The sequence below is a fragment of the Enterobacter sp. Crenshaw genome, from assembly GCF_024734705.1.
GTDB lineage: Bacteria > Pseudomonadota > Gammaproteobacteria > Enterobacterales > Enterobacteriaceae > Enterobacter > Enterobacter asburiae_B.
This window is the reverse complement of the sequence record NZ_CP102932.1, coordinates 4,453,210-4,478,042: the sequence shown is the minus strand read 5'-3', so window position 1 is coordinate 4,478,042 and position 24,833 is coordinate 4,453,210. Positions and strand designations below refer to the sequence as shown.

Below are 24,833 nucleotides of genomic sequence, written 5' to 3'. Positions count from 1 at the left end.
TCGAGTCTCTCAAATTTTCGCAATCAGAAGTGAAACATCTTCGGGTTGTGAGGTTAAGCGACTAAGCGTACACGGTGGATGCCCTGGCAGTCAGAGGCGATGAAGGACGTGCTAATCTGCGAAAAGCGCCGGCGAGGTGATATGAACCTTTGACCCGGCGATGTCCGAATGGGGAAACCCAGTGTGATCCGTCACACTATCGTTAACTGAATACATAGGTTAACGAGGCGAACCGGGGGAACTGAAACATCTAAGTACCCCGAGGAAAAGAAATCAACCGAGATTCCCCCAGTAGCGGCGAGCGAACGGGGAGCAGCCCAGAGTCTGAATCAGCTTGTGTGTTAGTGGAACGGTCTGGAAAGTCCGGCGATACAGGGTGACAGCCCCGTACACGAAAGCACACAGGTTGTGAACTCGAAGAGTAGGGCGGGACACGTGGTATCCTGTCTGAATATGGGGGGGACCATCCTCCAAGGCTAAATACTCCTGACTGACCGATAGTGAACCAGTACCGTGAGGGAAAGGCGAAAAGAACCCCGGCGAGGGGAGTGAAAAAGAACCTGAAACCGTGTACGTACAAGCAGTGGGAGCACCTTCGTGGTGTGACTGCGTACCTTTTGTATAATGGGTCAGCGACTTATATTCTGTAGCAAGGTTAACCGTATAGGGGAGCCGAAGGGAAACCGAGTCTTAACTGGGCGTTAAGTTGCAGGGTATAGACCCGAAACCCGGTGATCTAGCCATGGGCAGGTTGAAGGTTGGGTAACACTAACTGGAGGACCGAACCGACTAATGTTGAAAAATTAGCGGATGACTTGTGGCTGGGGGTGAAAGGCCAATCAAACCGGGAGATAGCTGGTTCTCCCCGAAAGCTATTTAGGTAGCGCCTCGTGAACTCATCTTCGGGGGTAGAGCACTGTTTCGGCTAGGGGGCCATCCCGGCTTACCAACCCGATGCAAACTACGAATACCGAAGAATGTTATCACGGGAGACACACGGCGGGTGCTAACGTCCGTCGTGAAGAGGGAAACAACCCAGACCGCCAGCTAAGGTCCCAAAGTCATGGTTAAGTGGGAAACGATGTGGGAAGGCACAGACAGCCAGGATGTTGGCTTAGAAGCAGCCATCATTTAAAGAAAGCGTAATAGCTCACTGGTCGAGTCGGCCTGCGCGGAAGATGTAACGGGGCTAAACCATGCACCGAAGCTGCGGCAGCGACGCTTATGCGTTGTTGGGTAGGGGAGCGTTCTGTAAGCCGTTGAAGGTGTGCTGTGAGGCATGCTGGAGGTATCAGAAGTGCGAATGCTGACATAAGTAACGATAAAGCGGGTGAAAAGCCCGCTCGCCGGAAGACCAAGGGTTCCTGTCCAACGTTAATCGGGGCAGGGTGAGTCGACCCCTAAGGCGAGGCCGAAAGGCGTAGTCGATGGGAAACAGGTTAATATTCCTGTACTTGGTGTTACTGCGAAGGGGGGACGGAGAAGGCTATGTTAGCCGGGCGACGGTTGTCCCGGTTTAAGCATGTAGGCGGAGGTTCCAGGTAAATCCGGTACCTTTTAACGCTGAGGTGTGATGACGAGGCACTACGGTGCTGAAGTAACAAATGCCCTGCTTCCAGGAAAAGCCTCTAAGCATCAGGTAACATCAAATCGTACCCCAAACCGACACAGGTGGTCAGGTAGAGAATACCAAGGCGCTTGAGAGAACTCGGGTGAAGGAACTAGGCAAAATGGTGCCGTAACTTCGGGAGAAGGCACGCTGATATGTAGGTGAAGCCCCTGCGGGTGGAGCTGAAATCAGTCGAAGATACCAGCTGGCTGCAACTGTTTATTAAAAACACAGCACTGTGCAAACACGAAAGTGGACGTATACGGTGTGACGCCTGCCCGGTGCCGGAAGGTTAATTGATGGGGTTAGCGGCAACGCGAAGCTCTTGATCGAAGCCCCGGTAAACGGCGGCCGTAACTATAACGGTCCTAAGGTAGCGAAATTCCTTGTCGGGTAAGTTCCGACCTGCACGAATGGCGTAATGATGGCCAGGCTGTCTCCACCCGAGACTCAGTGAAATTGAACTCGCTGTGAAGATGCAGTGTACCCGCGGCAAGACGGAAAGACCCCGTGAACCTTTACTATAGCTTGACACTGAACACTGGTCCTTGATGTGTAGGATAGGTGGGAGGCTTTGAAGCGTGGACGCCAGTCTGCGTGGAGCCGACCTTGAAATACCACCCTTTAATGGCTGGTGTTCTAACGTAGACCCGTGATCCGGGTTGCGGACAGTGTCTGGTGGGTAGTTTGACTGGGGCGGTCTCCTCCCAAAGAGTAACGGAGGAGCACGAAGGTTAGCTAATCCTGGTCGGACATCAGGAGGTTAGTGCAATGGCATAAGCTAGCTTGACTGCGAGAGTGACGGCTCGAGCAGGTGCGAAAGCAGGTCATAGTGATCCGGTGGTTCTGAATGGAAGGGCCATCGCTCAACGGATAAAAGGTACTCCGGGGATAACAGGCTGATACCGCCCAAGAGTTCATATCGACGGCGGTGTTTGGCACCTCGATGTCGGCTCATCACATCCTGGGGCTGAAGTAGGTCCCAAGGGTATGGCTGTTCGCCATTTAAAGTGGTACGCGAGCTGGGTTTAGAACGTCGTGAGACAGTTCGGTCCCTATCTGCCGTGGGCGCTGGAGAATTGAGGGGGGCTGCTCCTAGTACGAGAGGACCGGAGTGGACGCATCACTGGTGTTCGGGTTGTCATGCCAATGGCACTGCCCGGTAGCTAAATGCGGAAAAGATAAGTGCTGAAAGCATCTAAGCACGAAACTTGCCCCGAGATGAGTTCTCCCTGACCCTTTAAGGGTCCTGAAGGAACGTTGAAGACTACGACGTTGATAGGTCGGGTGTGTAAGCGCAGCGATGCGTTGAGCTAACCGATACTAATGAACCGTGAGGCTTAACCTTACAACGCCGAAGCTGTTTCGGCGGATGAGACAGAGACGATTTTCAGCCTGATACAGATTAACAGAATTTGCCTGGCGGCTTTAGCGCGGTGGTCCCACCTGACCCCATGCCGAACTCAGAAGTGAAACGCCGTAGCGCCGATGGTAGTGTGGGGTCTCCCCATGTGAGAGTAGGGAACTGCCAGGCATCAAATTAAGTAGTAAGCCGGTGCATAAATCCGGTGGTTACAGCAGTCTTCGGTGGAGCGGTAGTTCAGTCGGTTAGAATACCTGCCTGTCACGCAGGGGGTCGCGGGTTCGAGTCCCGTCCGTTCCGCCACTTATTAAGACATTAAGCCTGCCTTGTTGGCAGGCTTAATGGCAAAAAACTTTAGGGGCGTAGCTCAGTTGGTAGAGCACCGGTCTCCAAAACCGGGTGTCGCGAGTTCGAGTCTCTCCGCCCCTGCCATATAGAATCCTTTGCTTCGGCAAAGGATTTTTTTTGCCTGAAACACGGCAGATAATTCTCTTCTTAATTTCAGCCAGCATCCCTGCTGGCTGATGCATCAATCCATTACATTGATTTTTAAAAGATCTTTTATCTGAGATTGCTTATCACTGTTTTGCAGCCAAATTGCATACAGCGGCCTGGTAAGCGTGGTGGAATCCATCACGGTGTGCAGCCCTGCTTTAGTGTCTGCCCAGCGAACAGGTAACCAGGTACAACCTTTCAGCAGAGGCAGCTGCTGACAGGCGATCTCTGCCGAGCTGGTCGTTAACTGCGGAACATCATCAGGTGCAATCAGTCCCGTCTCGTGCTGCTGAAAATCCGGTCCCCATTCCAGGCGTAAATAAGTCAGGTCTGCCTTCATCATCGAAGGTTCGGACGCATAAAGTGCCAGGCCAAACTGGCCCACAATCTGGCTGCTAAATTCGTCCATCTTGGGGGCTTCGGTTGTGATCAGAAGATCAAGCTGGCGCTCATGAAGTTGCTTAACCAGCGACTGCCGTTGCGCAATCCTGGCTTCAAATTGCAAGTGGCCATGTGAATGATACAGCCGGGTAAGCCACTGACTTAGCATGCATTCCCACAGAGAAGCGCTTGCCCCTATCGAGAACTCATTATGCCTCGAAGTATGTGCCACCTCTTTACGTGCCGCCTGCCAGGTATTCATGAGCGTTTCTGCGTACGGCAGCAGTTTCTCACCGGCAGGCGTTAAGCGAATATTGTTGCGATGGCGGGTAAAAAGATTCACACCCAGTTGATTTTCCAGCTGTCGAATACGAAAACTGACTGCTGACTGCGTCAGGTAAAGGGCTTCAGCTGCTCGCCCAAAGTGGCGTGTTCTGCTCACTTCAAGGAAAGTTTTAAGCAATTCCGTATCCACATCTTTCTCCGCAAAATTATTTGTCGTTATGATTTAAATGTTTTGTTTTACACTCTGTCAAGCGTAACTAATACTCCGCGCCATAAATAGCTCGGCCAAAGAATTAGGAGCGTGTAGGATGGCGGAAAGCTTTACGACGACTAATCGTTTTTTCGACAATAAACATTATCCGCGCGGGTTCTCTCGTCACGGCGATTTCACCATCAAAGAAGCTCAACTGCTTGAGCGCCATGGTTATGCCTTTAACGAGCTGGATCTGGGGAAGCGTGAACCTGCTACCGAAGACGAGAAACAGTTTGTTTCTGTTTGCCGTGGTGAGCGTGAGCCGGAGTCTGAAGCGGAACGCGTATGGATTAAGTACATGGCGCGCATTAAGCGTCCAAAGCGCTTCCATACGCTGTCTGGCGGCAAGCCGCAGATGGAAGGTGCAGAAGACTACACCGAGTCTGATGACTAAAATGAAGAGAAGGGGCTACGGCCCCTTTTTTTATGCCAGCAATTTCTGCAAATGCAGCAGCAAACGATCGATAGCGCGGTAGCTCAGCGCCTCCTGCAAATGTTTCCTCTCAATGTCATTGCACCCCTCTACGTCAGCAATAGTTCTGGCCACCTTCAGCAAACGCTGCCACGCACGTATGGACAGCCCGAACCGCGTTAACGTCTCCTCCAGCCATCCCGCATCCTCAACGTTAAGTGAACAAAACTGCCGGATCCCGGCATTATCCAGCCGCGCATTCAGCCTGTTCTGACGAGCGTACTGCCGCGTCTGAGCAGCAATCACCCGTTCGCGTACCTCCGCTGAGCTTTCACCCGTTATGCCCGTTTGCCTGAGCAGACCCGGCGGGGGAAGGGGAATTTCGAGGGATAAATCGAAACGGTCGAGGAACGGGCCGGATAACTTACCCAGATAGCGCAACGTTTGCTCTGGTGTACAGCGGTTATGGTTGCCCTGGTAGTGACCCGTCGGGCTGGGATTCATCGCCGCGACCAGCTGAAACTGTGCGGGATAGCTTATTTTGGCTCTCGTGCGTGAGATATGTATCTCACCGGATTCAATGGGCTCCCTCAGTGCATCCAGCACACGGCGCTCAAATTCAGGCAGTTCATCAAGAAACAGAATGCCATTGTGTGCCAGCGAGATCTCTCCCGGCCCCGGAATCGCCCCGCCGCCGACCATTGCCGTCAGTGAAGCGCTATGATGCGGGGAACGAAAAGGACGACGGCGCCACTGTTTTTGCAACGACGTCGAACTGATAAGGCTATATATGGCGGCACTTTCCAGCGCTTCATGATTATTGAGCGGTGGAAGTAACCCACTCAACCTGCTTGCCAGCATGGTTTTACCCGTACCTGGCGGCCCAATTAACAGAAGATTGTGTCCACCTGCAGCCGTAATCTCCAGCGCCCGTTTCCCTTGCTCCTGTCCCATAATCTCGCTGAGATCCTCTGGAGCATCCGCTATAACATCATCACACTCCTCCGGCTCGGACAGTTCATGTCGTCCTTCCAGCCAGGCACAAACTTCCTGTAAATGCCCCGCGACGAGACACCCCTTCTCGGCGATAAGACTCACTTCTGATGCGTTTTCATTGGCGACAATGATTTGCCGCCCTGCTCGTATGGCTTCCAGCGCTCCCGATATCGCACCGGGAACGCCTCTTAACGCGCCTGTAAGCGCGAGTTCGCCAACGAACTCATACGAGCCTAGCCGTGTCGTATTAAGCTGCTCAGAAGCCGCGAGAAGGGCAATTGCGATAGGTAAATCGTATCGTCCCCCCTCTTTAGGCAGATCGGCGGGGGCAAGGTTGATGGTGATCTTCTTCGCGGGGAAGGTATAACCGCTATTTATTATTGCGCTGCGAACGCGATCCCTGGCCTCTTTAACCGTCGTTTCAGGTAACCCGACAAGCGTGAGTCCGGGTAGCCCATTGCTCAAATGAACCTCGACGGAAATAAGCGGTGCCTTTACCCCGAGAGCCGCACGCGTATAAACAACTGACAGTGACATTTGCACTACCTCCTGGTGTGACTATGCCATCACCTGTTTTGTCTGTTTAGCGTCATTTTGCGAATTTACACCGCCTGTTCAGGGATTTTAAGCGCACACTGAAACCCTTGCATAACCGTGGAAGCCTCCTCGCAGAATGTAAAAAGCCCCGTTTTGACGCTAAGAACCGCAGTGAAAAAATGAAAAATATTCATTTTCTAATTTCCGTATATAAAACAACGGTTTTAAGAAATATGATTCGCGGCCTAATCAAATCCGTCATAAATAAATCTTGTGTTTGATTTAAAAACTGTGATAACTCTTTAGGTATTCCTTCGAACAAGATGCAAAAAGAACTGAAAATGACAGCCCTTCTACGAGTGATTAGCCTGGTCGTGATTAGCGTGGTGGTGATTATTATCCCACCGTGCGGGGCTGCACTTGGACGAGGAAAGGCTTAGAAATCAAGCCTTAACGAACTAAGACCCCCGCACCGAAAGGTCCGGGGGTTTTTTTATGACTAAAAAACGTAAATGAGGAGCAGAGAATGACGACTAGCACAAAATTCTGTTTCTCCCGATTTATGACGGGGAACTAACTATGAATGGGGCACAGTGGGTAGTACATGCGTTGCGCGCGCAGGGAGTCGAAACCGTATTCGGTTATCCGGGTGGCGCAATTATGCCGATTTACGATGCACTGTATGACGGCGGCGTGGAACATCTCTTGTGCCGACACGAGCAGGGCGCAGCGATGGCAGCCATCGGTTATGCCCGCGCGACCGGTAAAACCGGCGTGTGTATGGCGACTTCAGGCCCGGGCGCAACGAACCTGATCACCGGCCTGGCTGACGCGCTGCTGGATTCCGTTCCCGTTGTCGCCATCACCGGGCAGGTGGCGTCTCCGTTCATCGGTACCGATGCTTTCCAGGAAGTTGACGTCCTCGGTTTATCGCTGGCCTGCACCAAACACAGCTTCCTCGTCCAGTCTCTGGAAGAGCTGCCGCGCGTAATGGCAGAAGCGTTCGATGTGGCAAACTCCGGTCGTCCCGGTCCGGTTCTGGTTGATATCCCGAAAGATATCCAGGTGGCACTCGGCGATCTGGAACCGCACTTCTCTACCGTTGAAAGCGACGATGCCTTTCCGGAAGCGGAAGTTGAAGAGGCCCGTCAGATGCTGGCCCAGGCGAAACAGCCGATGCTGTACGTCGGCGGTGGCGTAGGCATGGCGCAGGCCGTTCCTGCCCTGCGCGAATTTATCGCAACAACGCAGATGCCAGCGACCTGCACGCTGAAAGGTCTCGGTGCAGTCGACGCGGATTACCCCTACTATCTGGGCATGCTGGGGATGCACGGCACCAAAGCGGCAAACCTGGCGGTGCAGGAGTGCGATCTGCTCATCGCCGTAGGTGCCCGTTTTGACGACCGCGTCACCGGCAAGCTGAATACCTTTGCGCCGAACGCCAAAGTCATCCATATGGATATCGACCCGGCGGAGATGAACAAGCTGCGTCAGGCGCATGTCGCCTTGCAGGGCGATCTCAACGCGCTGTTACCGGCATTGCAGCAGCCGCTGGATATCAACGCATGGCGTCAGCACACCGCAGATATGCGCGCCGAGCATGCCTGGCGTTACGACCACCCCGGCGAGGCCATCTACGCGCCGCTGCTCTTGAAGCAGTTGTCGGACCGTAAACCGGCTGACAGCGTCGTCACCACCGACGTAGGCCAGCACCAGATGTGGTCCGCGCAGCACATGACCTACACCCGCCCGGAAAACTTCATCACCTCCAGCGGGTTAGGAACGATGGGCTTCGGTCTGCCGGCCGCCGTTGGCGCGCAGGTTGCCCGCCCGAACGATACCGTTATCTGTATCTCCGGTGACGGCTCCTTCATGATGAACGTTCAGGAGCTCGGCACCGTTAAGCGCAAGCAATTACCGCTGAAGATCGTGTTGCTCGACAACCAGCGTTTAGGAATGGTTCGCCAGTGGCAACAGCTGTTCTTCCAGGAGCGCTACAGCGAAACGACTCTCACCGATAACCCCGATTTCCTCACCCTGGCCAGCGCCTTCGGCATCCCTGGTCAGCACATCACCCGTAAAGATCAGGTTGAAGCGGCGCTCGACACCATGCTGAACAGCGATGGGCCTTACCTGCTTCATGTCTCAATCGACGAACTCGAGAACGTCTGGCCGTTGGTACCGCCTGGTGCCAGTAACTCACAAATGATGGAGAAATTATCATGATGCAGCATCAGGTCGCCGTACAGGCTCGCTTCAACCCGGAAACCTTAGAACGCGTTTTGCGTGTGGTGCGTCATCGTGGTTTTCAGATTTGCTCTATGAATATGGAGACGGCCACTGACGCCCGGAATATCAGTATCGAATTAACCGTTGCCAGCCCGCGGTCGGTCGACTTACTGTTTAGTCAGTTATCAAAGCTGGTAGACGTTGCCCATGTTGCCATCTGCCAGAGCACAACCACATCACAACAAATCCGCGCTTAAGCGTGACAGGACGAAAAAATGACGACAAAAAAAGCTGATTACATTTGGTTCAACGGTGAGATGGTTCGCTGGGAGGACGCGAAGGTCCACGTGATGTCCCACGCGCTGCACTACGGTACCTCCGTATTTGAAGGCATCCGCTGCTACGATTCTCACAAAGGGCCAGTGGTGTTCCGCCATCGCGAACACATGCAGCGTCTGCATGACTCAGCCAAAATTTATCGTTTCCCGGTTTCTCAAAGCGTTGACGAGCTGATGGAAGCCTGCCGCGACGTGATCCGTAAAAACAACCTGACCAGCGCCTATATTCGTCCGCTGGTGTTCGTGGGCGATGTCGGCATGGGCGTGAACCCGCCAGCTGGCTATACCACAGATGTGATCATTGCCGCGTTCCCGTGGGGTGCTTACCTGGGTGCAGAAGCCCTGGAGCAGGGGATCGACGCAATGGTCTCTTCCTGGAACCGCGTGGCGCCAAACACCATCCCGACCGCCGCGAAAGCAGGCGGTAACTATCTCTCCTCATTGCTGGTCGGTAGCGAAGCGCGCCGCCACGGCTATCAGGAAGGTATCGCCCTCGACGTAAATGGCTACATCTCAGAAGGTGCGGGTGAAAACCTGTTTGAAGTGAAAGACGGCATTCTGTTCACGCCGCCATTCACCTCGTCCGCGCTGCCGGGCATCACCCGTGACGCCATCATCAAGCTGGCGAAAGATCTGGGTATCGAAGTGCGCGAGCAGGTACTGTCCCGCGAATCCCTGTATCTGGCGGATGAAGTGTTCATGTCCGGTACCGCGGCTGAAATCACGCCGGTACGCAGCGTGGACGGTATCCAGGTGGGCGAAGGCCGCTGTGGCCCGGTCACCAAACGTATTCAGCAAGCGTTCTTCGGCCTCTTCACCGGCGAGACAGAAGATAAATACGGCTGGTTGGATCAGGTTAATCACTAAGCATAAATTTGGGACGGCACGCACCGTCCCATTAAATAGTCAGACGGGAGTCAATAAAGCATGCCTAAGTATCGTTCAGCCACCACCACCCACGGCCGTAATATGGCGGGAGCCCGCGCGCTGTGGCGCGCCACCGGAATGACCGACGCCGATTTCGGCAAGCCGATTATCGCCGTGGTGAACTCCTTCACCCAGTTTGTACCGGGCCACGTGCACCTGCGCGATCTCGGTAAGCTGGTTGCCGAGCAAATCGAAGCCTCCGGCGGCGTGGCAAAAGAGTTCAACACCATTGCGGTGGATGACGGTATCGCGATGGGGCACGGGGGCATGCTCTATTCACTGCCGTCGCGCGAGCTGATCGCCGACTCCGTAGAATATATGGTTAACGCCCACTGCGCCGATGCGATGGTCTGCATCTCCAACTGCGACAAAATCACCCCGGGGATGCTGATGGCCTCCCTGCGCCTGAACATTCCGGTGATCTTCGTCTCCGGCGGCCCGATGGAAGCGGGGAAAACCAAGCTCTCCGACAAAATCATCAAGCTCGACCTGGTCGATGCGATGATCCAGGGCGCGGACCCGAAAGTCTCTGACGAGCAGAGCGATCAGGTGGAACGCTCCGCGTGTCCGACCTGCGGCTCCTGTTCCGGTATGTTCACCGCCAACTCTATGAACTGCCTGACCGAAGCGCTGGGCCTGTCTCAGCCGGGCAACGGTTCGCTGCTGGCGACCCACGCCGACCGTAAGCAGCTGTTCCTCAACGCCGGTAAGCGCATCGTTGAGCTGACCAAACGCTACTACGAGCAGGACGACGCCAGCGCGCTGCCGCGCAACATCGCCAGCAAAGCCGCGTTCGAAAACGCGATGACGCTGGATATCGCCATGGGCGGCTCCACCAACACCGTTCTGCACCTGCTGGCCGCCGCGCAGGAAGCCGAAATCGACTTCACCATGAGCGACATCGATAAGCTCTCCCGCAAAGTCCCGCAGCTGTGTAAGGTCGCGCCGAGTACCCAGAAGTACCATATGGAAGACGTACACCGCGCGGGCGGCGTGCTGGGCATTTTGGGCGAGCTGGATCGCGCCGGGCTGCTGAACCGTGACGTGAAAAACGTGCTTGGCCTGACGCTGCCGGAGTCGCTGGACCAGTACGACGTGATGCTGACCAAAGACGACGCGGTGAAAAAGATGTTCCGCGCCGGTCCTGCCGGGATTCGCACCACCCAGGCATTCTCGCAGGATTGCCGCTGGGACACTCTGGACGATGACCGCGCCGAAGGCTGCATCCGCTCGCTGGAACATGCCTATAGCAAAGACGGCGGTCTGGCCGTGCTGTACGGTAACTTCGCGGAAAACGGCTGCATCGTGAAAACCGCAGGCGTGGACGACAGCATCCTGAAATTCACCGGTCCGGCGAAGGTATACGAAAGCCAGGATGAAGCGGTAGACGCCATCCTCGGCGGCAAAGTGGTGGAAGGCGACGTGGTTGTCATTCGCTACGAAGGGCCGAAAGGCGGTCCCGGCATGCAGGAGATGCTCTACCCAACCACCTTCCTGAAATCCATGGGACTCGGTAAAGCGTGTGCGCTGATCACCGACGGGCGTTTCTCCGGCGGTACTTCCGGCCTCTCTATCGGCCACGTTTCGCCGGAAGCGGCAAGCGGCGGCAACATCGCCATCATCGAAGACGGCGACCTGATCGAAATCGACATTCCGAATCGCGGCATTCAGCTGAAGCTGAGCGACCAGGAAATTGCGGCCCGTCGTGAAGCGCAGGAAGCCCGCGGCGACAAAGCCTGGACGCCGAAAGACCGCCAGCGTGAAGTCTCCTTCGCCCTGCGCGCCTACGCGAGCCTTGCCACCAGTGCAGATAAAGGCGCGGTGCGCGATAAATCTAAACTTGGGGGCTAATGATGGCCGAGTCACAACCCTTATCCGCCGCCCCTGAGGGGGCGGAATACCTGAGAGCGGTGCTACGCGCGCCGGTCTATGAAGCCGTGCAGGTCACGCCCCTGCAGAAAATGGAAAAACTCTCTTCGCGCCTCGACAACGTCATTCTGGTGAAGCGCGAAGATCGTCAGCCGGTGCACAGCTTTAAGCTGCGCGGCGCCTACGCGATGATGGCCGGGCTGACCGACGAGCAGAAAGCGCGCGGCGTGATTACCGCGTCTGCGGGCAACCACGCCCAGGGCGTGGCGTTCTCGTCTGCCCGTCTGGGGCTGAAAGCGCTGATCGTGATGCCGGTCGCTACCGCAGATATCAAAGTCGACGCGGTGCGCGGTTTCGGCGGCGAAGTGCTGCTCCACGGCGCCAACTTTGACGAAGCCAAAGCCAAAGCGATTGAACTGGCGCAGCAGCAGGGCTTTACCTGGGTGCCGCCGTTCGACCACCCGATGGTGATTGCCGGGCAGGGCACGCTGGCGCTGGAACTGCTGCAGCAGGATGCCCATCTCGACCGCGTCTTCGTCCCGGTAGGCGGCGGTGGCCTGGCCGCAGGCGTGGCGGTGCTGATCAAACAGCTGATGCCGCAGATCAAAGTCATTGCCGTTGAAGCGGAAGACTCTGCCTGCCTGAAAGCGGCGCTGGATGCCGGGCATCCGGTGGACCTGCCGCGCGTCGGGCTGTTTGCCGAGGGCGTGGCGGTGAAGCGCATTGGGGACGAAACCTTCCGCCTGTGCCAGGAGTATCTCGACGATATCGTTACGGTTGATAGCGACGCCATCTGCGCGGCGATGAAGGATCTGTTCGAGGATGTGCGTGCGGTGGCGGAACCGTCAGGCGCGCTGGCGCTGGCGGGGATGAAAAAATACATCGCGCAGCACAACATTCGCGGCGAGCGCCTGGCGCACGTGCTGTCTGGAGCGAACGTGAACTTCCACGGTCTGCGCTACGTTTCCGAGCGCTGCGAGCTGGGTGAACAGCGGGAAGCGCTGCTGGCGGTGACGATTCCTGAAGAGAAGGGCAGCTTCCTGAAGTTCTGCCAGCTGCTGGGCGGCCGTTCGGTGACGGAGTTCAACTACCGTTTTGCCGATGCCAAAGACGCCTGCATTTTTGTCGGCGTGCGTCTGAGCCGCGGCGTCGAGGAGCGCAAAGAGATCCTCAACCTGCTGCATGAGGGCGGCTATAGCGTGGTCGATCTTTCTGACGATGAGATGGCGAAGCTGCACGTGCGCTACATGGTCGGCGGGCGTCCATCGAAGCCGCTCAGGGAACGTCTGTTTAGCTTCGAGTTCCCGGAATCACCGGGCGCGCTGCTCAAGTTCCTGCACACGCTGGGCACGCACTGGAACATTTCCCTGTTCCACTACCGCAGCCACGGCACCGACTATGGCCGCGTGCTGGCGGCGTTCGAACTGGGCGAGCACGAGCCGGATTTCGAAACGCGGCTGAACGAGCTGGGCTATGAGTGTCACGACGAAACCCATAACCCGGCCTTCCGCTTCTTCCTGGCAGGCTAGTGGTTCGGCAATATCGTCCAGAACGCATCAATAAGCGGCTCATGCAGCCGCTTTTTTTGTGCGCACACGCCAAGCTCAAACGGCGTCTTCTCGTCGCTGCGCTCCAGAATCATCACGCGATTGCGCACCGGTTCCGGGCTGTTCTCCAGCACCACTTCCGGCAGCAGCGCCACGCCGCAGCCCAGCGCCACCATCGACACCATCGCCTCGTGGCCACTGACCGTGGCGTAAATCGACGGATTGCTGATTTTCTGACGGCGGAACCACAGCTCTATGCGGCGGCGCACCGGCCCCTGATCGGCCATGATAAACGGCACCGTCGACCAGTCCGGTTTTTCCACCGACACCTGGTTACGCACCGGGCAGGGCAGCGCCGGGGCAATCAGTACCACCGCCAGATTCTCCAGCATTGAGAATGCCACCGCGCCCGGCAGGGTTTCGGGTTTCCCTGCTATGGCGAGATCCGCTTCGCCCGTCACCACTTTTTCCATTGCGTCGGAGGCGTCGCCGGTGGTGAGCTTAATTTCAACCGACGGATGCGCCGCGCGGAAGCGGTCAAGGATGGGCGGCAGATGGCTGTAGGCGGCGGTCACGGAGCAGAAAATATGCAGCTCGCCGGAAAGCGACGGCCCCTGCTGGTCAATTGAGTGTCGCAGCTGCTGGTACTGTAGCAGCGTCTGCTGGGCAAAAATGCGCAGCTCTTCACCCGCTTCCGTGAGGGTGACGGTGCGGTTATCGCGCACGAACAGCGGCTGGCCGAGGTCCTCCTCAAGGCGCTGGATCTGGCGTGAAAGCGTGGAGGGGCTAACGTGCATCGCCCGGGCGCTGCGGCCAAAATGGCGGCTTTCCGCCAGGTGCAGGAACATTTTCAGATCGCGTAAATCCACCGATTCCACTCCCTCTTTTTACATTGCAAAAATTGCAATATGACGTTGTGAATATATCAATTTCCGCAATAAATTTCCTGTTGTAATGTGGGTACATTCTCGCTGAAACGCGAACCGAACAATAAGACACACAACATCACGAGGTATCACCCATGGCTAACTACTTTAATACACTGAACTTGCGCCAGCAGCTGGCGCAGCTGGGCAAATGCCGCTTCATGGCGCGCGATGAATTTGCCGATGGCGCGAGCTACCTTCAGGGTAAAAAAGTGGTCATCGTCGGCTGTGGCGCACAGGGTCTGAACCAGGGCCTGAACATGCGTGACTCCGGTCTGGATATCTCCTATGCCCTGCGTAAAGAAGCGATTGCCGAGAAGCGTGCTTCCTGGCGTAAAGCGACCGAAAACGGCTTCAAAGTGGGCACCTACGAAGAGCTGATCCCGCAGGCGGATCTGGTGGTTAACCTGACCCCGGACAAACAGCACTCTGACGTAGTGCGTTCCGTACAGCCGCTGATGAAAGACGGCGCCGCGCTGGGTTACTCCCACGGCTTCAACATCGTTGAAGTGGGCGAGCAGATCCGCAAAGACATCACCGTGGTGATGGTGGCACCGAAATGTCCGGGTACGGAAGTACGCGAAGAGTACAAACGTGGCTTCGGCGTGCCGACGCTTATCGCAGTTCACCCGGAAAACGATCCGAAAGGCGAAGGCATGGCGATTGCCAAAGCGTGGGCAGCGGCGACCGGCGGCCACCGTGCGGGCGTTCTGGAATCGTCCTTCGTTGCCGAAGTGAAATCTGACCTGATGGGAGAGCAGACCATTCTGTGCGGCATGCTGCAGGCCGGTTCTCTGCTGTGCTTTGACAAGCTGGTGGAAGAAGGCACCGACCCGGCCTACGCGGAAAAACTGATCCAGTTCGGCTGGGAAACCATCACCGAAGCGCTGAAGCAGGGCGGTATTACGCTGATGATGGACCGTCTGTCCAACCCGGCAAAACTGCGTGCTTACGCGCTGTCTGAACAGCTGAAAACCATCATGGCACCGCTGTTCCAGAAACATATGGACGACATCATCTCCGGCGAATTCTCTTCCGGCATGATGGCGGACTGGGCGAACGACGATAAAAACCTGCTGACCTGGCGTGAAGAGACCGGTAAAACCGCGTTCGAAACCGCGCCACAGTACGAAGGTAAAATCGGCGAGCAGGAGTACTTCGATAAAGGCGTACTGATGATCGCCATGGTGAAAGCAGGCGTTGAGCTGGCGTTCGAAACCATGGTGGATTCCGGCATCATCGAAGAGTCCGCGTACTACGAATCTCTGCACGAGCTGCCGCTGATCGCGAATACCATCGCCCGTAAGCGTCTGTACGAAATGAACGTGGTTATTTCTGATACCGCAGAATACGGTAACTACCTGTTCTCTTACGCCTGCGTACCGCTGCTGAAAGAGTTTATGACCACTCTGCAGACGGGCGATCTGGGTAAAGCGATTGCGGAAGGTGCCGTGGATAACGCGCAGCTGCGTGATGTGAACGAAGCGATTCGCAGCCACCAGATCGAGAAAGTGGGTCACAAACTGCGTGGCTACATGACCGATATGAAGCGTATTGCGGTAGCGGGTTAACACCTGGTGCGGGCTGATGCCCTCACCCCGCCCCTCTCCCACGGGGAGAGGGTGCAAACATTCAAGGCCTTCTCTAAGAGAAGGCCTTGCTGTTTATTTCCGATACAGTACTTTAATAATGTGGTAGCCGAACTGCGTGTGCAGCGGGCCGGTTGGCTCCAGCACCGGGCAGGAGAACACCACTTTATCGAACGCCGGAACCATCTGGCCCTGGCGGAACTCACCCAGATCGCCGCCGCGTTTGCCTGACGGGCAGATGGAGTGCTTCTTCGCCAGCTTGCCGAAGTCGGCACCGTTTTTAATCTGCTCCAGAAGGTCTAAAGCCAGTTTCTCTTCTTTAACAAGGATGTGCACTGCTGCTGCTGTTTTTGCCATGATCGTGCCTTGAATAGGTTGAAATAAATCGGGGCGCAATATACCACGCGTCAGCGGCGATAAAGCACCTTAATGATATGGTAGCCAAATTTGGTTTTTACCGGGCTGTAGGGCTTCAGGAGAGGGCAGCTAAAGACCGCCCGATCGAACGGGCCGACCATCGCACCTTGTTGAAACTCGCCGAGATCCCCGCCATTGCGCCCGGACGGGCATTTAGAGTAACGCTTCGCCAGATGATCAAAGCTGATGCCGCGCTCCAGCTTGACCAGGATCTCCTGAGCCAGTTTCTCTTCTTTTACCAGAATATGCAGGGCTGCTGCGGTCTTTTTCATGGTTCTGCTCTACGGGTTAAACGCGATTTCTCCACTTTATCATTAGCCGGTAAATCTGCGCCCGGCTTTCTGCTACAATCCACACCCCGTTCGAAGATTGAGCAACACTCCCATGCGTTTAAACCCTGGACAACAACAAGCGGTCGAATTCGTTACTGGACCATGCCTGGTGCTGGCAGGGGCCGGTTCGGGTAAAACCCGCGTGATCACCAACAAAATCGCCCATTTGATCCACAACTGCGGATATCAGGCGCGACACATTGCGGCGGTCACCTTTACCAATAAAGCGGCGCGCGAGATGAAAGAGCGCGTCGGCCAGACGCTGGGCCGTAAAGAGGCGCGCGGCCTGATGATCTCCACCTTCCACACCCTGGGGCTGGATATCATCAAACGCGAGTATGCGGCGCTGGGAATGAAGTCCAACTTCTCGCTCTTTGACGATACCGATCAGGTGGCGCTGCTCAAAGAGCTCACCGAGGGGCTGATCGAAGATGACAAAGTGCTGTTGCAGCAGCTGATCTCGACGATCTCGAACTGGAAAAACGATCTGATGACGCCGGCCCAGGCCGCGGCGATCGCCAAAGGCGAACGGGATCGGATTTTCGCCCACTGCTACGGTCTGTACGATGCGCATATGAAAGCGTGCAACGTGCTGGACTTTGACGATCTGATCCTGCTGCCCACGCTGCTGCTGCAGCGCAATGAAGAGGTGCGCGAGCGCTGGCAGAATAAAATCCGCTACCTGCTGGTGGATGAATATCAGGACACCAACACCAGCCAGTACGAGCTGGTGAAGCTACTGGTGGGGCAGCGCGCGCGTTTCACCGTGGTAGGCGACGACGACCAGTCGATTTACTCCTGGCGCGGCGCGCGCCCGCAAAACCTGGTGCTGCTGAGCAAAGATTTCCCGGCCCTGCAGGTGATTAAGCTGGAGCAGAACTACCGCTCCTCCGGGCGTATCCTGAAGGCGGCAAACATCCTGATTGCCAATAACCCGCACGTGTTTGAGAAGCGTCTCTTCTCCGAACTGGGCTACGGCACGGAGCTGAAAGTGCTCAGCGCCAACAATGAGGATCATGAAGCGGAGCGCGTGACGGGCGAACTCATCGCTCACCACTTCGTCAACAAAACCGAATATAAGGATTACGCGATCCTCTATCGCGGCAATCACCAGTCGCGCGTCTTTGAAAAGATGCTGATGCAGAACCGCATTCCGTACAAAATCTCGGGCGGCACGTCGTTCTTCTCGCGGCCAGAAATCAAAGATCTGCTGGCCTATCTTCGCGTGCTCACAAACCCGGATGATGACAGCGCGTTTCTGCGCATCGTGAATACGCCTAAACGCGAGATTGGCACGGCGACGCTGCAAAAGCTCGGCGAGTGGGCGATGACCCGCAACAAAAGTATGTTCACTGCCAGCTTCGACATGGGGCTGAGCCAGACGTTAACCGGACGCGGGTATGACTCGTTAACCCGCTTCACCCACTGGCTTGGCGAAGTGCAGCGTCTCGCGGAGCGCGAGCCGGTGGCGGCAGTGCGCGATCTCATTCACGGCATCGACTATGAGTCCTGGCTGTATGAAACCTCAGCCAGCCCGAAGGCGGCTGAGATGCGCATGAAAAACGTTAACCAGCTCTTCAGCTGGATGACCGAAATGCTGGAGGGCTCTGAAATCGACGAGCCGATGACCCTAACGCAGGTGGTCACCCGCTTTACCCTGCGCGACATGATGGAGCGCGGCGAGAGCGAAGAAGAGGCCGATCAGGTTCAGCTGATGACGCTGCATGCGTCAAAAGGGCTGGAGTTCCCGTATGTGTATCTGGTCGGCATGGAAGAGGGATTGTTGCCGCACCAGAGCAGCATTGATGAAGACAACGTCGACGAGGAGCGCCGTCTGGCCTACGTGGGGATCACCCGCGCGCAGAAAGAGCTGACGTTTACGCTGTGTAAAGAGCGCCGCCAGTACGGTGAACTGGTTCGCCCGGAGCCGAGTCGTTTCCTGCTGGAACTGCCGCAGGATGACCTGATCTGGGAACAGGAGCGCAAAGTGATTACCGCAGAAGAGCGGATGCACAAGGGACAGGCTAACGTGGCGAACATACGCGCTATGCTGGCAAAAGCCAAAGAAAAAGGATGAGTCCGGAGGGACCTGTTGGCCGGGTAAGGCGAAGCCGCCACCCGGCACTGTTCAGCGTATTACTTTACTTCCAGCACCCAGTGCACATAGCTCTGCCACTGGCACTCCTGCTCGATCATTTCAGCCCCTAATGGGTGACGATCAATCCAGTTCTCCGGCAGCGTCAGCGAAAGCTTCTCGTCATCGGCCACCAGATTAATGGCCGGCAGCAAATCATCGCGGCGGCGGCTGGCAAACAGAATCGCCAGACGCAGCAGGCGGCACAGATGCTCGGCCACGCGCGGCGGTACGGCGTTTTGCTGATGCAAAGAGGAGAGATCGACGGCGTTGGTCTGGTTCAGCAGCAGCGTGGCCAGCAATTTTTTCTGTGCAGGCGTATAGCCCGGTAAATCCAGGTTTCGCACCAGATACGCTGCATGAGCCGGTGCCTGCTTAAAATCAATGCTCAGCCCCACTTCATGTAGCGCACAGGCGCTCAGCAGTAAATCCCGGCTCAGATGGTCAAGATCCCAGACGTTAGCAACCTGATCGGCGAAGCGTGACGCCAGCTGCGATACGCGTCCTGCCTGATCGATATCAACCAGAAAACGACGCTGAACGTTGCGCAGGGTACGACTGCGGATATCCTGATCGACCGACAGATGTAACATCCCGTAGACCAGACCTTCGCGCAGCGCGCCGCCGGCCAGGGTCATACACTGGATGTTCAGCTCGGTGAAAATGGCGATAAGAATAGCCAGTCCGCTCGGGAAGACCAGCGCGCGTTCCAGCGTCAGGCCTTCAATTTCCAGCTCTTCCAGGCGTCCGCACTGAATGGCGCGCTGTTTCAGCTGCTGAAGTTTGGCAAGCGTAATCCGCTCGTCCATTCCCTGCGCCATCATGATTTCCTGCAGAGCCTGCACGGTACCCGAGGCACCCACGCAGACTTTCCAGCCGTGATAGCGCAGCTCGTCCATCACCGGGCGTAATACCTCGCGCGCGGCGTTTTCTGCCTCGTCGAAGTTCTCTTTCGCCAGGTTCCGATCGGTAAAGTAGCGCTCAAGCCAGGTCACGCAGCCCATCGACAGGCTGAACAGCGACGTTGCCTGCGCGCCCGTGCCGGTCACAAGCTCGGTACTGGCACCGCCGATATCCACCACCAGACGACGATCGTCACCTCCCGTGGTGTGCGCAACGCCCTGGTAAATCAGGCGAGCCTCTTCTTCACCGCTGATAACCTGTACCGGACAACCCAGAATTTCCTGCGCTCTGGCAATGAAATCCACGGCGTTGACCGCCAGGCGGAGTGTCGCAGTGGCGACCACGGTGATTTGGGCGTGCGGGATATCCTGCAGACGTTCGGCAAAGAGCCGCAGACACTGCCAGCCACGTTCCATGGCTTCAGGGGAGAGGTGATTATCGCTGCTCAGGCCCGCCGCGAGGCGGACCTTGCGCTTGATGCGCGTCAGCGTTTGTATGCTTCCCGCCACCTCGCGCACAACCAGCATATGAAAACTATTCGAACCGAGATCAATTGCCGCATAAAGCGAGGTGGAGCTGAGCATATTTTCTTAACCTGAACGACGACGATTACGCGGCGCGCCACCTGAACGACGCGGACCATTGCCGGAGCGTGGGCGGGTTAGACGCTTAGGCGGCGGCAGTTCGCTTAACAGCGCTTCCGGATTGTATTTGCTCTGCGGAATAGAGTGACCGATATACGTCTCAATGGCTGGAAGATTCAGCGCATACTCTTCACACGCAAGGCTAATCGAGTGACCGCTTGCGCCCGCACGACCGGTACGACCGATACGGTGTACGTAGTCTTCGCAGTCGTCTGGCAGATCGTAGTTAAAGACGTGCGTCACGGCCGGAATGTGCAGACCACGAGCAGCAACGTCGGTTGCGACCAGAATATCGAGATCGCCACGGGTAAACTCTTCAAGAATACGCAGGCGTTTTTTCTGCGCCACGTCGCCGGTCAGCAGACCAACACGGTGACCGTCTGCAGCCAGATGGCCCCAGATGTCTTCACAACGGTGTTTGGTGTTCGCGAAGATAATGGCGCGATCTGGCCACTCTTCTTCAATCAGCGTTTGCAGCAGACGCATTTTCTCTTCATTGGAAGGGTAGAAGAGCTCTTCTTTAATGCGGTGACCCGTTTTCTGCTCCGGTTCCACTTCGACATATTCGGCGTTGTTCATCTGTTCGAACGCCAGTTCGCGAACGCGGTATGAGAGGGTTGCAGAGAACAGCATATTCAGACGCTGATTGGCCGGAGGCATACGGCGGAACAGCCAGCGGATGTCTTTAATGAAGCCCAGATCGTACATGCGGTCAGCTTCATCGAGCACCACAACCTGGATTGCGCCGAGGTTGATGTGATTCTGTTTGGCGTAGTCGATAAGACGACCGGTGGTACCGATCAGGATATCCACACCGCTTTCCAGCACTTTCAGCTGTTTATCGTAGCCGTCGCCGCCATAGGCCAGGCCAAGCTTCAGTCCGGTAGACTGCGCCAGGGGTTCAGCGTCTGCGTGGATCTGTACCGCCAGTTCTCGCGTCGGTGCCATAATTAGCGCGCGCGGCTGGTTAACTTTGCGGTCTGCAATCGCTGGGTGAGAAAGTAAATAATGAAACGTTGACGTTAAAAACGCCATCGTTTTGCCGGTACCGGTTTGCGCCTGCCCGGCAACATCGCGACCGGCCAGCGTCAGCGGCAGCGCGAGGGCCTGAATGGGCGTGCAGTTATGAAACCCTTTATTTTCAAGGGCTTCAATCACCTTCGGGTGCAGCGCGAAGTCGGAAAACTTCTGTTCTGTTAAATGTGTTTTGCTCATAGTGTGGTAGAATATCAGCTTACTATTGCTTTACGAAAGCGTATCCGGTGAAATAAAGTCAACCTTTAGTTGGTTAATGCGACATCAACACGTCGTTGGTGGAGACAAAACCAACGTACCAGGCTTATTCCTGTGGAGTTATATATGAGCGATAAAATTATTCACCTGACTGACGACAGTTTTGACACGGACGTACTTAAGGCTGACGGGCTGATCCTCGTCGATTTCTGGGCTGAATGGTGTGGTCCTTGCAAAATGATCGCCCCGATTCTGGATGAGATCGCTGACGAATATCAGGGCAAACTGACCGTTGCCAAGCTGAACATCGACCAGAACCCGGGCACCGCACCAAAATACGGTATCCGTGGCATCCCAACCCTTCTGCTGTTCAAAAACGGCGAAGTGGCAGCGACCAAAGTGGGCGCACTGTCCAAAGGTCAACTGAAAGAGTTCCTGGACGCTAACCTGGCGTAAGGTTTCTCCGCTGTGCGTTCAGGGCTCCCGGCTAAATGATGTGGAACTCTGGACGCCCGGCTGAAGTCGTGCTAAGTTAGCTATGACTTCGTTTTAAACATATCTTGTTGTTTGAATCTTGTTTTACCCGATACTTCCCGTTGTTAACATGAACAGTGCGTGAAGTGGCTAAATTCCGGGCTTGTCACTCAATCCGTCTTGTCGTTTCAGTTCTGCGTTCTTTCCCTGTGACCAGACAGCGAACAGACATGAGTTGATGGCCGCTAAACAGGCATGGATGACCCTGCCATACCATTCACAACATTAAGTTCGAGAATCACCCCGAGTTTAAGAACCCACACCATTATGAATCTTACCGAATTAAAGAATACGCCGGTTTCTGAGCTGATCACTCTCGGCGAAAATATGGGACTGGAAAACCAGGCCCGTATGCGCAAGCAGGACATCATTTTCGCCATCCTGAAGCAGCACGCTAAGAGTGGCGAAGATATCTTTGGCGACGGTGTGCTGGAGATATTGCAAGACGGATTTGGTTTCCTCCGCTCTGCAGACAGCTCCTACCTCGCCGGCCCTGACGACATCTACGTATCCCCCAGCCAAATCCGCCGTTTCAACCTCCGCACTGGTGACACCATTTCAGGTAAGATTCGTCCTCCTAAAGAGGGTGAACGCTACTTTGCGCTGTTGAAAGTCAATGAAGTTAACTTCGACAAACCGGAAAACTCGCGTAATAAGATCCTCTTTGAGAACTTAACGCCGCTGCACGCGAACTCTCGCCTGCGCATGGAGCGTGGTAACGGTTCAACTGAAGACTTAACCGCGCGTGTTCTGGATCTGGCATCACCAATTGGTCGCGGCCAGCGTGGTCTGATTGTGGCACCGCCGAAGGCGGGTAAAACCATGCTGCTGCAGAACATCGCGCAGAGCATCGCTTATAACCACCCAGACTGCGTGCTGATGGTGCTGCTGATCGACGAACGTCCGGAAGAAGTGACCGAGATGCAGCGTCTGGTTAAAGGTGAAGTGGTTGCTTCTACCTTCGACGAACCGGCATCTCGCCACGTTCAGGTTGCGGAAATGGTTATCGAGAAGGCGAAACGCCTGGTTGAGCACAAGAAAGACGTGATCATCCTGCTTGACTCCATCACCCGTCTGGCGCGTGCCTACAACACCGTCGTTCCTGCGTCAGGTAAAGTGCTGACCGGTGGTGTGGATGCTAACGCCCTGCATCGCCCGAAACGCTTCTTCGGTGCCGCACGTAACGTGGAAGAGGGCGGCAGCCTGACCATCATCGCGACGGCGCTGATCGATACCGGTTCTAAAATGGACGAAGTAATTTACGAAGAATTTAAAGGTACAGGTAACATGGAACTGCACCTTTCTCGTAAAATCGCTGAGAAACGCGTCTTCCCGGCTATCGACTACAACCGTTCCGGTACCCGTAAAGAAGAGCTGCTCACCACGCAGGAAGAGCTGCAGAAAATGTGGATCCTGCGCAAAATCATCCATCCAATGGGTGAAATTGACGCGATGGAGTTCCTCATTAACAAACTGGCGATGACCAAAACCAACGACGATTTCTTCGACATGATGAAACGCTCGTAACGCAAATAAAGCCAGCGAACGCCACGTTTTTACGTGGCGTTTTCCTTTTATGGACTATACGCTAGTACCATCTACTCCCAATTTTGACCGGTCGGTGCGACAATAGGGTCGTTTGTGCAGCTAAAGAAATAATTGATTGAAAAATATACAAAGGGAGTAGTCAGAAGCCATCTTTATTACTTCTGAGGCTGTGGCTTCATGGTTATACTTCCAGGACTAACATTTGTTGAGAGCAATCCATTGTGAATCTATTCACCGCCGTTACTGAACTGATCAGTATTTTTTTATTCACAACCTGTTTTTTGTTCATTGCGCGCAAGGTGGCAAAACGAATAGGGTTGGTGGATAAGCCTAATTTTCGTAAACGCCATCAGGGACTTATTCCTTTAGTCGGCGGGATTTCTGTTTACGCAGGGATTTGCTTCACGTTTGGTATTGCCGATTATTATATCCCGCATGCCGCCCTCTACATTGCCTGCGCCGGTGTCCTTGTGTTAGTTGGGGCCCTTGATGACCGGTTCGATATTGCGGTGAAAATACGCGCTACCGTTCAGGCGGCCATTGGCGTGGTGATGATGATTGTGGGCGGACTGTATCTGCGAAGCCTCGGCTATGTATTTGGCCCCTGGGAGTTAGTCCTGGGTCCATTTGGCTTCTTCCTGACACTCTTTGCCGTCTGGGCGGCAATCAATGCTTTCAACATGGTGGATGGCATTGACGGCCTGCTCGGTGGGTTGTCATCCGTCTCGTTCGCCGCTATCGGCATTATTTTATGGTTTGATGGTCAGTACAGTCTGGCAATGTGGTGTTTTGCCATGATTGCCGCCATTCTGCCTTATATCCTCTTAAATCTCGGTGTGCTGGGCCGTCGCTATAAAGTCTTTATGGGGGACGCGGGCAGTACGCTGATTGGTTTTACGGTTATCTGGATCCTGCTTGAAACCACACAGGGTCAAACCCATCCGATAAGCCCCGTAACCGCGCTGTGGATTATTGCCATTCCATTAATGGATATGGTGGCGATTATGTATCGCCGCCTGCGCAAGGGGATGAGTCCTTTCTCTCCTGACCGCCAACATATTCATCATCTCATCATGCGTGCGGGTTTTACTTCTCGTCAGGCGTTTGTGCTGATTACGCTGGCCGCCGCTATTTTAGCCGCGATTGGTGTAGCTGCAGAATATTCTCATATTATTCCTGAGTGGGTTATGTTGGCATTATTCTTGCTGGCATTTTTCCTGTACGGCTACTGCATTAAGCGCGCCTGGAAAGTAGCGCGATTTATTAAACGTCTTAAACGCAGGATGCGTCGTAAGAGTAGCAAAAATACAACATTAACTAAGTAAAACCGGG

At 55.3% G+C, this 24,833-nt stretch carries 20 protein-coding genes, 2 tRNA genes and 2 rRNA genes; 17 read left to right on the top strand and 7 right to left on the bottom strand.

Annotated features, from left to right (window positions below):
* Positions 1-51: 51 nt before the first annotated feature.
* The 4 genes from NWV12_RS21360 (at position 52) to NWV12_RS21345 (ending at position 3,404) form a co-directional block, all read left to right on the top strand.
* Positions 52-2,957 (top strand): 23S ribosomal RNA (locus NWV12_RS21360).
* Between the two features lie 70 nt (positions 2,958-3,027).
* Positions 3,028-3,143, top strand: a 5S ribosomal RNA gene (gene rrf, locus NWV12_RS21355).
* A 55-nt stretch (positions 3,144-3,198) separates the two neighbouring features.
* Positions 3,199-3,275: transfer RNA gene (locus NWV12_RS21350), tRNA-Asp, on the top strand.
* A gap of 53 nt (positions 3,276-3,328) precedes the next feature.
* A tRNA-Trp gene (locus NWV12_RS21345) sits at positions 3,329-3,404 on the top strand.
* 97 nt (positions 3,405-3,501) lie between these two features.
* Here the strand turns inward: NWV12_RS21345 and hdfR are convergent.
* Positions 3,502-4,323, bottom strand: a complete 822-nt coding sequence (hdfR, locus tag NWV12_RS21340; RefSeq protein WP_023309659.1) for an HTH-type transcriptional regulator HdfR — start codon at positions 4,321-4,323, stop codon at positions 3,502-3,504.
* A gap of 118 nt (positions 4,324-4,441) precedes the next feature.
* On the opposite strand from hdfR, the gene NWV12_RS21335 reads away from it, so the two are divergent.
* Positions 4,442-4,780: a DUF413 domain-containing protein gene (locus NWV12_RS21335; RefSeq protein ID WP_023309658.1), complete on the top strand. Its 339-nt coding sequence runs from the start codon at positions 4,442-4,444 to the stop codon at positions 4,778-4,780.
* Between the two features lie 30 nt (positions 4,781-4,810).
* Here NWV12_RS21335 and NWV12_RS21330 read toward each other — a convergent pair whose 3' ends face one another.
* Positions 4,811-6,331: a YifB family Mg chelatase-like AAA ATPase gene (locus NWV12_RS21330; protein WP_039264268.1), complete on the bottom strand. Its 1,521-nt coding sequence runs from the start codon at positions 6,329-6,331 to the stop codon at positions 4,811-4,813.
* 341 nt (positions 6,332-6,672) lie between these two features.
* Between NWV12_RS21330 and ilvL the strand changes: the two genes are divergently transcribed.
* The 7 genes from ilvL (at position 6,673) to ilvA (ending at position 13,223) form a co-directional block, all read left to right on the top strand.
* On the top strand, positions 6,673-6,771 hold the full coding sequence (gene ilvL, locus NWV12_RS21325) for an ilv operon leader peptide (RefSeq protein WP_001311244.1): 99 nt from the start codon (positions 6,673-6,675) through the stop codon (positions 6,769-6,771).
* Between the two features lie 86 nt (positions 6,772-6,857).
* Positions 6,858-6,908, top strand: a complete 51-nt coding sequence (ilvX, locus tag NWV12_RS21320; RefSeq protein WP_166792073.1) for a peptide IlvX — start codon at positions 6,858-6,860, stop codon at positions 6,906-6,908.
* Between the two features lie 2 nt (positions 6,909-6,910).
* Complete coding sequence (gene ilvG / locus NWV12_RS21315) at positions 6,911-8,557, top strand: acetolactate synthase 2 catalytic subunit (protein WP_045889364.1); 1,647 nt, start codon at positions 6,911-6,913, stop codon at positions 8,555-8,557.
* Entirely contained in the window at positions 8,554-8,817 is a 264-nt protein-coding gene (ilvM, locus tag NWV12_RS21310; protein ID WP_024907956.1) for an acetolactate synthase 2 small subunit, read from the top strand. Before ilvG ends, ilvM begins: the two co-directional genes overlap by 4 nt.
* 18 nt (positions 8,818-8,835) lie before the next feature.
* On the top strand, positions 8,836-9,765 hold the full coding sequence (gene ilvE / locus NWV12_RS21305; RefSeq protein ID WP_023309654.1) for a branched-chain-amino-acid transaminase: 930 nt from the start codon (positions 8,836-8,838) through the stop codon (positions 9,763-9,765).
* A gap of 60 nt (positions 9,766-9,825) precedes the next feature.
* Positions 9,826-11,676, top strand: coding sequence for a dihydroxy-acid dehydratase (gene ilvD, locus NWV12_RS21300; protein WP_033146918.1), 1,851 nt, complete (start codon positions 9,826-9,828; stop codon positions 11,674-11,676).
* Between the two features lie 2 nt (positions 11,677-11,678).
* Positions 11,679-13,223 carry a threonine ammonia-lyase, biosynthetic gene (gene ilvA / locus NWV12_RS21295; protein ID WP_024907958.1) on the top strand — a complete coding sequence of 515 codons (1,545 nt, stop codon included), beginning with the start codon at positions 11,679-11,681 and terminating at the stop codon, positions 13,221-13,223.
* Here the strand turns inward: ilvA and ilvY are convergent.
* The gene (ilvY, locus tag NWV12_RS21290) at positions 13,220-14,110 is read right to left on the bottom strand and encodes an HTH-type transcriptional activator IlvY (RefSeq protein ID WP_023333829.1); all 891 of its coding nucleotides are present in this window, start codon (positions 14,108-14,110) and stop codon (positions 13,220-13,222) included. The two genes, ilvA and ilvY, sit on opposite strands and share 4 nt — an antisense overlap.
* Before the next feature lie 152 nt (positions 14,111-14,262).
* Between ilvY and ilvC the strand changes: the two genes are divergently transcribed.
* Positions 14,263-15,738 (top strand): ketol-acid reductoisomerase, encoded by a 1,476-nt coding sequence (ilvC, locus tag NWV12_RS21285; protein ID WP_023333828.1) that lies wholly within the window; start codon positions 14,263-14,265, stop codon positions 15,736-15,738.
* A 93-nt stretch (positions 15,739-15,831) separates the two neighbouring features.
* On the opposite strand, the gene ppiC (NWV12_RS21280) is transcribed toward ilvC, so the two are convergent.
* The gene (gene ppiC, locus NWV12_RS21280) at positions 15,832-16,113 is read right to left on the bottom strand and encodes a peptidylprolyl isomerase PpiC (protein ID WP_023309650.1); all 282 of its coding nucleotides are present in this window, start codon (positions 16,111-16,113) and stop codon (positions 15,832-15,834) included.
* Positions 16,114-16,163: 50 nt separating this feature from the next.
* Positions 16,164-16,445 carry a peptidylprolyl isomerase PpiC gene (gene ppiC / locus NWV12_RS21275; RefSeq protein WP_101744696.1) on the bottom strand — a complete coding sequence of 94 codons (282 nt, stop codon included), beginning with the start codon at positions 16,443-16,445 and terminating at the stop codon, positions 16,164-16,166.
* Positions 16,446-16,557: 112 nt separating this feature from the next.
* On the opposite strand from ppiC (NWV12_RS21275), the gene rep reads away from it, so the two are divergent.
* The gene (gene rep, locus NWV12_RS21270) at positions 16,558-18,582 is read left to right on the top strand and encodes a DNA helicase Rep (RefSeq protein ID WP_101744695.1); all 2,025 of its coding nucleotides are present in this window, start codon (positions 16,558-16,560) and stop codon (positions 18,580-18,582) included.
* 59 nt (positions 18,583-18,641) lie between these two features.
* Here the strand turns inward: rep and gppA are convergent, their stop codons facing one another.
* Both gppA and rhlB read right to left on the bottom strand, forming a co-directional pair.
* Positions 18,642-20,126 (bottom strand): guanosine-5'-triphosphate,3'-diphosphate diphosphatase, encoded by a 1,485-nt coding sequence (gene gppA / locus NWV12_RS21265; protein ID WP_048975637.1) that lies wholly within the window; start codon positions 20,124-20,126, stop codon positions 18,642-18,644.
* A gap of 6 nt (positions 20,127-20,132) precedes the next feature.
* A complete protein-coding gene (gene rhlB / locus NWV12_RS21260) occupies positions 20,133-21,401 on the bottom strand; it encodes an ATP-dependent RNA helicase RhlB (protein WP_023309646.1) in 1,269 nt (422 codons plus the stop codon).
* Positions 21,402-21,545: 144 nt separating this feature from the next.
* Here rhlB and trxA point away from each other — a divergent pair, with 144 nt between their 5' ends.
* The 3 genes from trxA to wecA all read left to right on the top strand — a co-directional run bounded on the left by trxA (position 21,546) and on the right by wecA (position 24,826).
* Positions 21,546-21,875 (top strand): thioredoxin TrxA, encoded by a 330-nt coding sequence (gene trxA, locus NWV12_RS21255; protein ID WP_006179218.1) that lies wholly within the window; start codon positions 21,546-21,548, stop codon positions 21,873-21,875.
* 345 nt (positions 21,876-22,220) lie between these two features.
* The gene (gene rho / locus NWV12_RS21250; protein WP_008501566.1) at positions 22,221-23,480 is read left to right on the top strand and encodes a transcription termination factor Rho; all 1,260 of its coding nucleotides are present in this window, start codon (positions 22,221-22,223) and stop codon (positions 23,478-23,480) included.
* Between the two features lie 242 nt (positions 23,481-23,722).
* Positions 23,723-24,826 carry a UDP-N-acetylglucosamine--undecaprenyl-phosphate N-acetylglucosaminephosphotransferase gene (wecA, locus tag NWV12_RS21245; RefSeq protein WP_048979296.1) on the top strand — a complete coding sequence of 368 codons (1,104 nt, stop codon included), beginning with the start codon at positions 23,723-23,725 and terminating at the stop codon, positions 24,824-24,826.
* Positions 24,827-24,833 lie beyond the last annotated feature (7 nt).

What these genes read in the sequence shown, in the direction of transcription:
- NWV12_RS21335 (WP_023309658.1), top strand. Translation starts at nt 4,442, where the DNA reads ATGGCGGAAAGCTTTACGACGACTAATCGTTTTTTCGACAATAAACAT.
- NWV12_RS21330 (WP_039264268.1), bottom strand. Translation starts at nt 6,331, where the DNA reads ATGTCACTGTCAGTTGTTTATACGCGTGCGGCTCTCGGGGTAAAGGCA.
- ilvL (WP_001311244.1), top strand. Translation starts at nt 6,673, where the DNA reads ATGACAGCCCTTCTACGAGTGATTAGCCTGGTCGTGATTAGCGTGGTG.
- ilvG (WP_045889364.1), top strand. Translation starts at nt 6,911, where the DNA reads ATGAATGGGGCACAGTGGGTAGTACATGCGTTGCGCGCGCAGGGAGTC.
- ilvM (WP_024907956.1), top strand. Translation starts at nt 8,554, where the DNA reads ATGATGCAGCATCAGGTCGCCGTACAGGCTCGCTTCAACCCGGAAACC.
- ilvE (WP_023309654.1), top strand. Translation starts at nt 8,836, where the DNA reads ATGACGACAAAAAAAGCTGATTACATTTGGTTCAACGGTGAGATGGTT.
- ilvD (WP_033146918.1), top strand. Translation starts at nt 9,826, where the DNA reads ATGCCTAAGTATCGTTCAGCCACCACCACCCACGGCCGTAATATGGCG.
- ilvA (WP_024907958.1), top strand. Translation starts at nt 11,679, where the DNA reads ATGGCCGAGTCACAACCCTTATCCGCCGCCCCTGAGGGGGCGGAATAC.
- ilvC (WP_023333828.1), top strand. Translation starts at nt 14,263, where the DNA reads ATGGCTAACTACTTTAATACACTGAACTTGCGCCAGCAGCTGGCGCAG.
- ppiC (WP_023309650.1), bottom strand. Translation starts at nt 16,113, where the DNA reads ATGGCAAAAACAGCAGCAGCAGTGCACATCCTTGTTAAAGAAGAGAAA.
- ppiC (WP_101744696.1), bottom strand. Translation starts at nt 16,445, where the DNA reads ATGAAAAAGACCGCAGCAGCCCTGCATATTCTGGTAAAAGAAGAGAAA.
- rep (WP_101744695.1), top strand. Translation starts at nt 16,558, where the DNA reads ATGCGTTTAAACCCTGGACAACAACAAGCGGTCGAATTCGTTACTGGA.
- gppA (WP_048975637.1), bottom strand. Translation starts at nt 20,126, where the DNA reads ATGCTCAGCTCCACCTCGCTTTATGCGGCAATTGATCTCGGTTCGAAT.
- rhlB (WP_023309646.1), bottom strand. Translation starts at nt 21,401, where the DNA reads ATGAGCAAAACACATTTAACAGAACAGAAGTTTTCCGACTTCGCGCTG.
- trxA (WP_006179218.1), top strand. Translation starts at nt 21,546, where the DNA reads ATGAGCGATAAAATTATTCACCTGACTGACGACAGTTTTGACACGGAC.
- rho (WP_008501566.1), top strand. Translation starts at nt 22,221, where the DNA reads ATGAATCTTACCGAATTAAAGAATACGCCGGTTTCTGAGCTGATCACT.